Source organism: Pseudomonas sp. GW821-FHT09H03 (genome assembly GCF_059415945.1).
Genome location: NZ_JBWKOF010000011.1, coordinates 15,253 through 27,660, shown reverse-complemented (window position 1 = coordinate 27,660; position 12,408 = coordinate 15,253). Strand labels below are relative to the sequence as shown.

The 12,408-nt window shown below is 59.5% G+C and carries 10 protein-coding genes; 5 read left to right on the top strand and 5 right to left on the bottom strand.

Annotation, left to right across the window (positions count from 1 at the left end; genetic code table 11):
* Nucleotides 1-36 precede the first annotated feature (36 nt).
* The 5 genes from AC07OG_RS16995 to AC07OG_RS16975 all read left to right on the top strand — a co-directional run bounded on the left by AC07OG_RS16995 (nt 37) and on the right by AC07OG_RS16975 (nt 6,557).
* The gene (locus AC07OG_RS16995) at nt 37-1,317 is read left to right on the top strand and encodes a TolC family protein (protein WP_495067556.1); all 1,281 of its coding nucleotides are present in this window, start codon (nt 37-39) and stop codon (nt 1,315-1,317) included.
* Between the two features lie 81 nt (nt 1,318-1,398).
* Nucleotides 1,399-2,619 carry an efflux RND transporter periplasmic adaptor subunit gene (locus AC07OG_RS16990; protein WP_495067555.1) on the top strand — a complete coding sequence of 407 codons (1,221 nt, stop codon included), beginning with the start codon at nt 1,399-1,401 and terminating at the stop codon, nt 2,617-2,619.
* 50 nt (nt 2,620-2,669) lie between these two features.
* Nucleotides 2,670-5,861, top strand: coding sequence for an efflux RND transporter permease subunit (locus AC07OG_RS16985; protein WP_495067554.1), 3,192 nt, complete (start codon nt 2,670-2,672; stop codon nt 5,859-5,861).
* Nucleotides 5,862-5,945: 84 nt separating this feature from the next.
* Entirely contained in the window at nt 5,946-6,146 is a 201-nt protein-coding gene (locus AC07OG_RS16980) for a co-regulatory protein PtrA N-terminal domain-containing protein (RefSeq protein WP_060543544.1), read from the top strand.
* Between the two features lie 78 nt (nt 6,147-6,224).
* Entirely contained in the window at nt 6,225-6,557 is a 333-nt protein-coding gene (locus AC07OG_RS16975) for a DUF2790 domain-containing protein (RefSeq protein WP_495067553.1), read from the top strand.
* Nucleotides 6,558-6,784: 227 nt separating this feature from the next.
* Here the strand turns inward: AC07OG_RS16975 and AC07OG_RS16970 are convergent, their stop codons facing one another.
* The 5 genes from AC07OG_RS16970 to nuoM form a co-directional block, all read right to left on the bottom strand.
* Nucleotides 6,785-8,098, bottom strand: coding sequence for an OprD family porin (locus AC07OG_RS16970; protein WP_495067552.1), 1,314 nt, complete (start codon nt 8,096-8,098; stop codon nt 6,785-6,787).
* Between the two features lie 262 nt (nt 8,099-8,360).
* Nucleotides 8,361-8,738, bottom strand: a complete 378-nt coding sequence (locus AC07OG_RS16965) for a type II toxin-antitoxin system VapC family toxin (protein WP_495067551.1) — start codon at nt 8,736-8,738, stop codon at nt 8,361-8,363.
* Nucleotides 8,735-9,142, bottom strand: a complete 408-nt coding sequence (locus AC07OG_RS16960) for a type II toxin-antitoxin system Phd/YefM family antitoxin (protein ID WP_495067550.1) — start codon at nt 9,140-9,142, stop codon at nt 8,735-8,737. Before AC07OG_RS16960 ends, AC07OG_RS16965 begins: the two co-directional genes overlap by 4 nt.
* 240 nt (nt 9,143-9,382) lie before the next feature.
* A complete protein-coding gene (nuoN, locus tag AC07OG_RS16955) occupies nt 9,383-10,846 on the bottom strand; it encodes an NADH-quinone oxidoreductase subunit NuoN (RefSeq protein WP_495067549.1) in 1,464 nt (487 codons plus the stop codon).
* 7 nt (nt 10,847-10,853) lie between these two features.
* Nucleotides 10,854-12,386, bottom strand: a complete 1,533-nt coding sequence (gene nuoM, locus AC07OG_RS16950; RefSeq protein ID WP_060543549.1) for an NADH-quinone oxidoreductase subunit M — start codon at nt 12,384-12,386, stop codon at nt 10,854-10,856.
* Between the last annotated feature and the right edge of the window lie 22 nt (nt 12,387-12,408).

Here is a 12,408-nt window from a genome sequence, read left to right as displayed (position 1 = left end):
ATCGAAGATTCTTGGTTTATCGAAGGAAGTATTCAATTGCCCGGGTTTAAAGAACTGACGGCGCGATCTCGCCTGAAAAAAACCGCTAGCGGGGTGGCTGCCACCTGCTTTTTGTTGCTGGCCGGGCCGTGTCTGGCCGCTGTTTCGTCTGGCTCGATACTGACACTGGATCAGGCCTTGCAAACGGCGTTGGCCGGCAATCCGGATTTGGCGGCTGCCCAGTGGGATATCGGTATTGCCGAAGGGGATCGACAGCAGGCCGGATTGATTCCCAATCCCGAGGTGTCGTGGGAGGCTGAAGATACGCGGCGCGAATCGCGAACGACCACTGTGATGATCAGCCAGCCCCTTGAACTGGGCGGCAAACGGGGGGCGCGGATCGATGTTGCCAGCCGGGGGCAGGACGCCGCCGCAATCGAACTGGAGCTCAAGCGAAATGCGCTGCGAGCGGACGTCATCCAGGCGTTCTCCAGTGCGCAGACCGCGCAGCAGCGCTTGCAGTTGTCCCGCCAGTCACTGGAACTGGCCGAGCAGGGTTTGCGGGTGGCGCAAGGCAGCATCCAGGCAGGTAAATCATCGCCGGTCGAAGGCACGCGGGCACAAGTGCAACTGTCGCAAGTGCGTCTGGAGTTGAGTCGGGCCGAGCGCGATCAGGCCAATGCCTATCAGCAACTGGCGCAAGTCATGGGCGCACCGTTGCCGACGGCGGTCAGTGTGCAGGCTGCGGCTCAAGGCTTGCCTGTCGTGCCGCCACCGACCCGATTGCTCCAGCGTCTGAATCAAACGGCCGAGCTGCGCCTGGCCAAAATGCAGATTGACCAGCGTGAAGCGTCGTTGGAACTGGAGAAGACGCAACGGATTCCCGATCTGACCGTGAGCGTCGGCAGCCAGTACAGCGAGCTGGAGAAAGAGCGGGTAAACGTCGTCGGACTGTCGATGCCGATTCCGCTGTTCAACCGCAATCAGGGCAACGTGCTGGCGGCCGCCCGGCGCAGTGATCAGGCGCGGGATCTGCGCAATGCCACTGAGCTACGGTTGCGCACGGAAATCCAGGCGTCGCTGGAGCAATGGCAGACCGCCAACGGCGAAGTCAAAGCGTTCAACCAAAGCATCCTGCCCGCCGCGCAAAGTGCCGTCGACAACGCTACCCGTGGTTTCGAGGCGGGCAAGTTCGGCTTCCTCGAGGTGCTCGACGCCCAACGGACCCTGATCGATTCACGCACCCAATACATCCAGGCCGTGGCCGAAGCCACGGACGCGCGAGTCCGTATCGAACGCATTTTCGGCGATCTCGACGCGCTCGCGGTCGGCCCCTGAATTTCATCTTTCAAATAACTGCGAGGCCGCGAAGCACTCACGACAGCGTGGTTGCCGAGGGGCTGATGCAGAGGAGTTTCCATGGATAAAAAACTGATCGTTGTCGCTGTGGCGACCTTGGCCCTGGGCATCGGTATCGGCTCGCTCAGGGTGGGCAACGCTTCCATTGACGCCCACGCCGATGAAGCTTCGGAGCATGCCGATCATGCCGAAGCTGGCGCATCAGCCGGCGGCGAACCTGCCGAAGATGAACCTGCCGAAGGTGAACACCAGGAAGGGTATCTGACTCTCAATTCCGAACAGATCAAGGCGGCGGGCATTCAATTGGTTGAAGCCGGCGCGCGGCCCATCAGTCTCGGCTTGCCGTTCCCCGGCGAAGTACGTTTCGATGAAGATCGCACGGCGCATTTGGTGCCTCGGGTGCCGGGGGTAGTGGAGTCGGTACAGGCCAACCTCGGGCAATCGGTAAAAAAAGGCCAGGTGCTGGCAGTGATTTCCAGTCAGCAGATTTCCGATCAGCGCAGCGAGCAGGCGGCGGCACAACGGCGTCTGGCGCTGGCGCGAACCACTTACGAGCGTGAGCGCAAATTGTGGCAGGACAAAATCTCCGCCGAACAGGATTTCCTCCAGGCCAGACAGGCGCTGGAAGAAGCCGAAATCGCCCTGAACAATGCCCGGCAGAAAATCAGCGTGCTCAGCGGCAGCGTGGTCGCCACCGGGGGCAATCGCTATGAACTTCGCGCGCCATTTGACGGCGTGGTGGTGGAAAAACACCTGACTCCGGGGGAGGTGGTCGACGAAACCACCGCGGCCTTCACACTTTCGGATCTGTCCCGGGTGTGGGTGACCTTCGGCGTATCGCCCAAGGATCTGGCCAAGGTGCAGGTGGGCAAACCGGTCTTGGTGAGCAACCCGGAACTGAATGCCGAGGTTGCGGGTACTGTGGCTTACGTCGGCAGTCTGCTGGGCGAACAGACGCGCACCGCAACGGTTCGCGTAACGCTGGAAAACCCGCAAGGTTCGTGGCGTCCCGGGTTGTTTGTGACGGCTTTGGTCGCCACCGACAGCCGCCAAGCCAGGGTCGCCGTTCCTGAAGCCGCGATCCAGACGGTCGAGGACAAACCCACAGTGTTCGTGCGCACCAGCGACGGGTTCAAGGCACAGCCAGTGGAGTTGGGCAGTCGTGCGGCCGGCCAGGTGGAAATCACCCAGGGGCTGGAAGCCGGCGTGCAGGTCGCCAGCGCCGGCAGCTTCATCCTCAAATCGGAACTGGGCAAAGCGGCAGCTGAGCACTCTCACTGAAAACGTCAGTGAATCCCACCGTTCCGCCCCCCCCTCGACGAGAGGTTCTCATGTTCGAACGCCTGATCCAGTTTGCCATCGAGCAGCGCATCATTGTGATGCTCGCCGTTCTTCTCATGGCCGGCCTTGGCATCGCCAGTTATCAAAAATTGCCGATCGACGCCGTGCCCGACATCACCAATGTCCAGGTGCAAATCAACACCGGTGCGGCCGGGTTTTCGCCGCTGGAAACCGAGCAGCGCATCACCTTCCCGATTGAAACGGCGATGGCCGGCCTGCCGGGACTTGAGCAGACCCGCTCGCTGTCGCGTTCGGGGTTGTCGCAGGTCACGGTGATTTTCAAGGAGGGCACCGATCTGTTCTTCGCCCGACAATTGGTCAACGAACGCCTGCAGATCGCCAGGGAGCAGTTGCCCGAGGGGGCGGACCCGATGATGGGGCCGATTTCCACCGGGCTCGGCGAGATCTTCCTGTGGACTGTGGAGGCGCAGGAAGGGGCGGTGAAGGACGACGGGAGCGCCTATACGCCGACCGATCTGCGGGTGATTCAGGACTGGATCATCAAACCCCAATTGCGCAACGTCCCCGGCGTGGCCGAGATCAACACCATTGGCGGGTTTGCCAAGGAGTACCAGATTGCCCCGGATCCGAAACGGCTGGCGGCTTACAAACTGACCCTTGGCGATCTGGTCACGGCGCTGGAGCGCAACAATGCCAACGTCGGCGCCGGCTACATCGAGCGCAGCGGCGAGCAGTTGCTGATTCGAGCCCCCGGTCAGGTGGCGAGCACCGAGGACATTGCCAATATCGTGATGGCCAACGTCGACGGCACGCCTATCCGGGTCAAGAACGTCGCCACTGTCGATATCGGCCGCGAACTGCGTACCGGGGCCGCCACGGAAAACGGTCGCGAAGTGGTGCTGGGGACTGTGTTCATGCTGATCGGCGAGAACAGTCGCACCGTCTCTCAGGCAGTGGCCAGCAAACTTGAGCAGATCAACCGTTCGCTGCCCAAGGGCGTGATCGCTGTTGCGGTGTATGACCGCACGCACCTGGTGGACAAAGCCATCGCCACGGTGAAGAAGAACCTGGTGGAAGGCGCGATTCTGGTCATTGCGATTCTGTTCCTGTTTCTGGGCAACATCCGCGCGGCGCTGATTACCGCGATGGTGATTCCGCTGTCGATGCTCTTCACGTTTACCGGCATGTTCACCAACAAAGTCAGCGCGAACCTGATGAGCCTTGGCGCACTCGACTTCGGCATCATCGTCGACGGTGCGGTGGTGATCGTCGAAAACACCCTGCGACGGCTGGCCCATGCGCAGCAACATCACGGGCGTTTGCTGACCCGCTCCGAGCGTTTTCACGAAGTGTTTGCGGCAGCCAAAGAGGCGCGGCGACCGTTGATTTTCGGCCAGTTGATCATCATGGTCGTGTACCTGCCGATCTTCGCCCTGAGCGGTGTCGAAGGGAAAATGTTTCACCCGATGGCCTTCACCGTGGTGATCGCGCTGCTGGGCGCCATGCTGTTGTCGGTGACCTTTGTCCCGGCGGCCATTGCGCTGTTCGTCACCGGTAAGGTCAAGGAGCAGGAAGGGGTGGTCATGCGCGGGGCGAGGCGCGTGTATGCACCGGCGTTGTCCTGGGTGATGAGCCATCGGCCGCTGGCCTTGGGCATGGCGCTGGCTGTGCTTGCACTCAGTGGCGTATTGACCAGTCGCCTGGGCAGCGAATTCGTGCCGAGTCTCAGTGAAGGCGATTTTGCCCTGCAGGCCTTGCGCGTGCCGGGTACCAGCCTGACCCAATCGGTCGATATGCAGCAACGCCTGGAAACGACGATCCTGGGCAAAGTGCCGGAGGTCGAGCGCGTCTTCGCCCGTACCGGCACGGCTGAAATCGCCTCCGACCCGATGCCGCCGAACATCTCCGACAGCTACGTGATGCTCAAGCCGAAGGAGCAGTGGCCAGACCCGGACAAGTCCCGGGAAACGCTGATGGCCGAACTGCAACAAGCCGCGGCGACGCTGCCGGGCAGCAACTATGAACTGTCCCAGCCGATCCAGTTGCGCTTCAACGAACTCATTTCCGGGGTGCGCAGCGACGTGGCGGTCAAAGTGTTCGGCGATGACATGGACGTACTCAACACTACGGCGGCGAAGATCGCGGCCGCGATGCAGAAGGTCGACGGCGCTGCCGAGGTCAAGGTCGAGCAAACCACTGGCTTGCCGGTGCTGACCATCAACATCGACCGCGACAAAGCGGCGCGCTACGGGCTGAATGTCGGCGATGTGCAAGACACCATTGCAATGGCGGTTGGCGGGCGTCAGGCCGGGACGCTGTATGAAGGTGACCGGCGTTTCGACATGGTGGTGCGCCTGTCCGATGCCATGCGCAAGGATATCGAGGGCCTGTCCGCGCTGTTGATCCCGGTACCGGCACCGCTCAATAGCGCCACCGATCAGATCGGTTTCATCGCCCTCAAGGACGTTGCCAACCTCGATCTGGTGCTCGGACCGAATCAGGTCAGCCGCGAAAACGGCAAGCGGCTGGTGATCGTCAGCGCCAACGTGCGTGGGCGGGATATCGGCTCCTTCGTCGAAGAGGCTGGCAAGGTGATCGAGCGCGAGGTCCAGGTTCCGGCGGGTTACTGGACCAGTTGGGGTGGGCAGTTCGAGCAATTGCAGTCGGCAGCCAAGCGCTTGCAGATCGTGGTGCCGGTGGCGCTGCTGCTGGTGTTCGGCTTGTTGTTCATGATGTTCAACAATCTCAAGGATGGGCTGCTGGTGTTCACCGGGATTCCATTTGCCTTGACTGGCGGCGTCATGGCGTTGTGGATGCGCGATATCCCGCTGTCGATCTCGGCGGGTGTGGGGTTTATCGCGCTGTCGGGGGTGGCGGTGCTTAACGGCCTGGTGATGATCGCGTTCATCCGCAACCTTCGCGAGGAGGGGCGATCACTGGGTGATGCGATCAACGAAGGCGCACTCACACGTTTGCGGCCCGTGTTGATGACGGCGCTGGTGGCGTCCCTGGGCTTCATTCCCATGGCCCTGGCAACCGGCACGGGGGCGGAGGTACAGCGTCCGCTGGCGACGGTGGTAATTGGCGGGATTCTGTCTTCGACCATCCTGACGCTGCTGATATTGCCTGCGTTGTATCAGTTGGCGCATCGGCGTGAGGAGGAGATAACCCCCACTGTGTCGAACGCCCCCGTGCAAGTGAATGTTGATTCGCGCACATAACGAACTTGTAATTTCGCCGCCACCGTGACGATAGGACCGGATTGTTACCCTGATTCCGTAAATTAATTCAACGAGGAATCAAACATGAAACTTGTACAACTGAGTGTGTTGGCGGCGGCGATGGTGATGTCTTCTGTTGTCCTGGCTGCAGGTGGTGGCGACAGAACCTTCAAAAGAATGATGGCGAATAAGGATCAGGCAATGGAGAAGTTTGTCGCCAAAGAGCAGGCGCGTGATCCCGTCGTGCTGAATGAAAAGAAGGATGACAAGACTAAAGACTTGTAAATGTTTTTTGTTGAATAAGCCCATCACCGAATGCCGATGATGGGCTTTTTTATCAGCCGGGTTTTAAAGGAATTGCAGATGAAAGTGACTAAATTGATTATGTTCGCCGCAGCGATGATGGTGTCGCTCAATGGGTTTGCTGAAGGTGGCGGTGACAGGGTGTTCGAGAAAATGCTGAATGCCAACACTCGTGCCATGGAGAAATACGCCGTCAATCAGGGCAAACCCGTGCCTGTGGTGAAGGACTACGAGTACGGGATGAAACTGGATGTGGTCAAGGTGGTGAGCGTTGTACGGCCCGTGGCGGGGTGTGCGGCGGTGCCGGCAGCCATGACGTATGAAGACTCCCAAGGGCAACTGAATACGATCAAGTACACGGTGGCGGGGGATTGTCCCGAGCGTGGTGGTTGAGGGGGATGGAGCTCGATGTCGGTGCCTTCAAAGCTTGAGTTCATTCAGTGTTGCATGTCGATGTGGTTCTGATAAACAGCACGGTCAGTTCCCTCGCTCTCTCCCTTGGGTGAGGGTGAGGGCTAAACACCAGACAATAAAAAAGGCGTCCCGAAGGACGCCAAAAGATTCACCTCTTACCAAAGGAGCCAGGAGCTTCTAAAGGTGAATTTGTATAAAAGCTGAAGTCAGAGAACGGCCAGCGGATACTCGATAATCACCCGTACTTCATTCAGGTCCGATTCAAACGCCGTGGCGCGGGTAGTGGCTTGACGCACACGCAAGGACAGATCCTTGAGCGAGCCGCTCTGCACCACGTATTTGGCTTCGATATCGCGCTCCCAGCGTTTCTGGTCGGTCAACGGGTTGCCTTCGTCATCGCGGCGCATGTACACCGAGTTGGCGTTGGAGTAGTCGGCATCACTGCCACGAGCATAACGGGTCATGAACGACAGCCCCGGAACACCATAGCCCGTCATGTCGAGGTCGTAGCGCACCATCCAGGAACGCTCCTTCGGCGCGTTGAAGTCGCTGTACTGGATGGAGTTGTCGAGGTAGATCGAATCGGACTGTCTCAGATAGTCGAAGTCGTCATTGCCGTTGTTTTGCTGGTGCGACAGTGCGATGGAGTGGGCGCCGAATTTCACGCCGGCCTTGGCGCTCCAGATGTCGTTGTCGAACGCGCCGAGCAATTGCTTGCCTTCGTCGACGGCCTTGTAATAGTTCACGCCGCCAAACAGCGACAGGTCGGTCGACAACGGGTAAGTCCACGTGGTGCCGGCGTAGTACTGATTCCAGGCTTCCTTGAGACGGCTGGAGTACAGGCTGAAACTGAGATTGTCGTTCAGTTCGTAGTCGCCACCGAAATAAGCGAGCCAGGGTGAATCGACCGGACCGCCATAGAAAGCCTCGAAGTTTTCGTTCATGTCACTGGAGTCCGGCTGGCTCATCGCATGCACGCGACCGCCCTGTATCGACAAACCGTCGATACTGCTATTGGTCGCGGTGACGCCCTTGAAGCTTTGCGGCATCAGCCTGGAATCGCCGGCAGCGACGACCGGGGTGGCGGGGAATACATCGCCGACTTTTATTTCCGTATCAAAGGCGCGCACTTTGGCGGCGCCTCCGACCTTGGAGTATTCGTCCTGCGCCTGGCCTTCGTTATTGACAGGCAGTACGTTGCCACCGTTGCGACCGTCGCCGGTATCGAGCTTCACGCCGATCATGGCAAACGCATCCAAACCCACCCCGACGGTGCCCTGTGTGTAGCCGGATTCAAACTTGCTGATAATCGCGTGAGCCCAGTTTTCTGTATACCCGTTACCGGTAGAGCTGGACTGGCCTTTGCGGTAATCACGGTTGTAGTAGAAGTTGCGGTTGAGCACGGTCAGGCTACTGCCCTCGATAAACCCTTCGGCTTTATCTTGCGCTGACACCATGGATGGCGCGGAGCCGATAACCAGCGCTAACGCCGCTATCGACCATTTAGTCTTGTTAACCATCAATCACTCCTTGGGTTTGGCCGCGCGGGTACATGCCCGGGACGTGAGCCTTTTGGGGCGGCGGCAGGCATGGGGGCGCCTGCCAGGGCGCCGGGTAACATCCTTGCAATGGGCGGATAACGCCAAGGTGATAGGGTGATTACAATTTCGTCATGTGCAGCCCGGCGGTACCGTTCGGCGAGTGCTTGCGAAAAAGGGCGGAGGGCTTGGGGCCAATTGCTGTAGACGCAAAAACGGCACCCGAAGGTGCCGTTTCAATCGATCAGACCAGTACCGCCAGGTCCGTGTACCGGGCAATGCCGGAATCGGCAGTGAGCAGCTTCATGGGTTCGGTCATGGCCGTTGCCACAAGCAGGCGGTCGAACGGATCCCGGTGGTGATGTTCGAGGTCTTTCACCGCAATGCAATGTTCCGACGTCACCGGTAGCTCGATGAACCCGCTTTCGCGACAGTACTGACGAATTTCCTCCAGATCGACATTCAGCTTTCCTAACCCGATCTTGATTGCCAACTCCCAGAATGTCGCGGCGCTGATATAAACATCGGCGGCGTTTTCAATGAGCTTTCTGGCTTTGCCGGATAACCTGGGGTCGTCGCACAGGGTCCAAAGCAAGATGTGGGTGTCGAGCAGAACCCTCATTCGGGGATTCCTTCAAATGCATCCAGCATCTCGTCTGGCAGCGGTGCATCGAAGTCTTGAGGCAAGTTCAGTTTGCCCTTCATCGCCCCGATGCGTTGCCCGCTGGCTTTTCCCACGGGAACCAGTCGAGCAAGCGCACGACCATGTTTGGCGATCGTAATGACCTGCCCGGCGGCCGCATCATCGACGAGTTTGGACAGATTGTTTTTTGCTTCGGCCAGCGGAACGATGATCATGGCTCTTCTCCTTGATTCTGGCCAAATATAGCCAGAATAAAGGTCGTTGACCAAAGTAATTTCACGATAGGTTACGTCTTCGTGTGTCGAGCGGGATGGGTACTCAAAACGACTGTCCCGTAATGTGAGGGTTTCCTGTTTCATTGGATGCTCCGAACGGGTTTCCATGCACCATACGTCCGGCAGCGATGATTGGATGTCAGCTATTGCACACCTTCAAGCAGGTTGCTTCCTGAAAAGGGTAGGGTAAGAAGGCCAAAACATTTCAGCTGGCGGCCATTCCTACAGTCTGTCCATCCCATGATGTAGGACTCACTTGGACAGCACTCCCGGGATACTGAAATCCCACAAAGCAAAAACGGCACCCGAAGGTGCCGTTTCTGTTTACTGCCAGGTTCGTCTAAACAATCAACCCGCCAGACCCGATTGCTGAACCAGGGTCAGCAGCGGTTGTGGGTAGACGCCGAGGAAGAACGCGACCACGGCAATGGCCAGCAGCATCACACCGCCTGCTTTCTGTTCCCAATGCAGTTGCGCATCGTGGCGACGCAGGCTCGGTTCGATCAGGTAGAGGGTGACCATGACGCGCAGGTAGTAGTACACGCCGATGGCACTGCCCAGTACCAGGGAGCCGACCAGCCACCATTGATGGGACTCGACGCCGGTGGCGATGATGTAGAACTTGCCGATGAAGCCCGCGGTCAGCGGGATACCGGCCAGGGACAGCATCATCACGGTCAGTACCGCGGTCAGGTACGGACGGCGCCAGAACAGGCCGCGGTATTCGTACAGGGCATCGGCGTCACGGCCGTTGTACGGCGAGGACATCAGGGTGATCACGCCGAACGCGCCGAGGCTGGTGATCACGTAGGTGACCAGGTACACGCCGATGGCTTCCACGGCCAGACCCTTGCTCGCCACCAGGGCGATCAGCAGGTAGCCGAAGTGGGCGATGGACGAGTAACCCAGCAGACGCTTGAGATTGCTCTGGGTCAGCGCCAGCAGGTTACCGAACAGGATCGAGGCGATGGCGATAACCGTCAGCACGTCGCTCAGAACGCCGCTGCTTGCGGCAGGGGAGATCTGGAACAGACGCACCATCACTGCGAACACGGCGACTTTCGAAGCGGTGGCCAGGAACGCAGCCACCGGTGCCGGAGCACCTTCGTAGACGTCCGGAGTCCACAGGTGGAACGGTACCAGCGACAGCTTGAACGCCAGGCCGATCAGCATCATGCCCAGGCCCAGTTGCGCCAGCGAGCTAGGCAGGCCCGTTGCCGCCAGCGCCTGACCGATACCGGTGAAGCTCAGGGAACCCGAGTCTGCGTACAGCAGCGCCATACCGAACAACAGGAACGCGGAACCGGCAGCCGACAGCACCATGTACTTGATACCGGCTTCCAGCGAACGCTTGTTGAAGAAGGCGTAAGCCACCAGACCGTAGACCGGCACCGAGAGCAGTTCCAGACCGATGAACAACCCGGCCAGGTGCTGCGCGCTGACCAGCACCAGGCCACCGGCGGCGGCCATCAGGATCAGCAGGTACAGTTCTTCACGGTTGCCCGGGTAACCCGAACCGCCATCGCCGAGGTAGGCGTGGGCGAGGGTTACACAGGCAAGGGTGGCGACCAGGATCAGCGCCATGTACAGGCAGGCAAAGGTGTCGATTTGCAGCAATGGAGTCACGGCCAGTGGCGCGACTTTCAGGGCTGGCAGGATCGACAGCAGTGCCAGGTTCAGGCCCGCCACGGAAATCAGGAAGGTCTGGGAGTGGTTGCGGCGCCAGGCGATCGCCAGCATCACCACGATGATCGTGGCGCTGGTGATCAACAACGGCGCTAGCGCGATAAAGTGTTGAGTCGTGAATTCCATAGCGCTCTTACCGGGCCGAAGCGAGTTGAGTGAAGGCGGTGCCGAGCCATTGCTGCACGCCATGCATCGTAGCGGCAGAGGTATCGAGGAACGGTTGTGGGTACACGCCGATATAGATCAGCAGTGCAGCCAGACCGACCACCATGATCAGTTCGCGACTGTCCATGCCGTGCAGTACCGCGTCCGACTTGGCCGGACCGAAGTACGCACGGTGGATCATGATCAGCGAGTAGACCGAACCGAACACCAGGCCGGTAGTGGCGATGATGGTGATCCATGGTGCGACCGGGAAGGTGCCGATCAGGATCAGGAACTCACCGACGAAGTTACCGGTACCTGGCAAGCCCAGCGACGCGGCTGCGAAGAACAGGCTAAGGGCCGGCAGGTAAGCGATCTTCGACCACAAGCCACCCATTTCACGCATGTCGCGGGTGTGGGTGCGTTCGTACAGCTGACCACTGAGGATAAAGAGTGCTGCGGCCGACAGACCGTGCGCCAGCATCTGCATGACTGCACCCTGCAGCGCCAGTTGGCTGCCGGAGTAGATGCCGATCAGTACGAAACCCATGTGGGAAACGGACGAGAAGGCAATCAGGCGCTTGATGTCGGTTTGTGCAAAGGCCAGGAACGCACCGTAGAAGATCCCGATCAGACCCAGGGTCATGGCGATCGGCGCGAACTCGGCCGAGGCATTCGGGAACAGCGGCAGGGCGAAACGCAGCAGGCCGTAGGCAGCGGTCTTCAGCAAGATACCGGCGAGGTCGACGGAACCTGCGGTCGGCGCCTGGGCGTGAGCGTCAGGCAACCAGGAGTGGAACGGTACGACTGGCAGCTTCACCGCGAAGGCGATGAAGAAGCCGAGCATCAGGATGTACTCGGTGGTCGTCGACATCTTGGTCTTCAACAGGTCGGCGTAGTTGAAGGTAATTACGCCGGTGTCGTTGAAGTTGACCAGAACCAGACCGAGGATCGCCACCAGCATGATCAGGCCGGAAGCCTGAGTGAAGATGAAGAACTTGGTCGCCGCGTAGATCCGGGTTTTCTTGCCGTCCGAAGAACTGTGACCCCAGAGCGCGATGAGGAAGTACATCGGCACCAGCATCATTTCCCAGAAGAAGAAGAACATGAACAGGTCGAGGGCGAGGAACACGCCGACGACACCGCCCAGGATCCACATCAGGTTCAGGTGGAAGAAACCAACGTGACGCTGGATCTCTTTCCACGAGCAGAGTACCGAGAGCACACCCAGCAGACCGGTCAGCATGATCATCAACAGCGACAGGCCGTCGAGGGCCAGGTGCACGCTGATGCCGAAACGCTCGATCCAGACATGCTTGAACTCAAGCGCCCAGGTCGGGTCGGCGCCAGGCGCCGGTGCAAATGAATAGTCGCCATGGGCCCACAGCCAGAGGCCGAGAGCGAGTTCCAGGGACATGGTCAGCAACGCAATCCAGCGCGGGAGGGTAGAGCCGAAGCGCTCACCCATCCAGCACAGCAGGCCGCCGATAAAGGGAATCAGGATTAGCCAAGGCAGAATCATGACGGGCTCGTTTCCTTTCGCA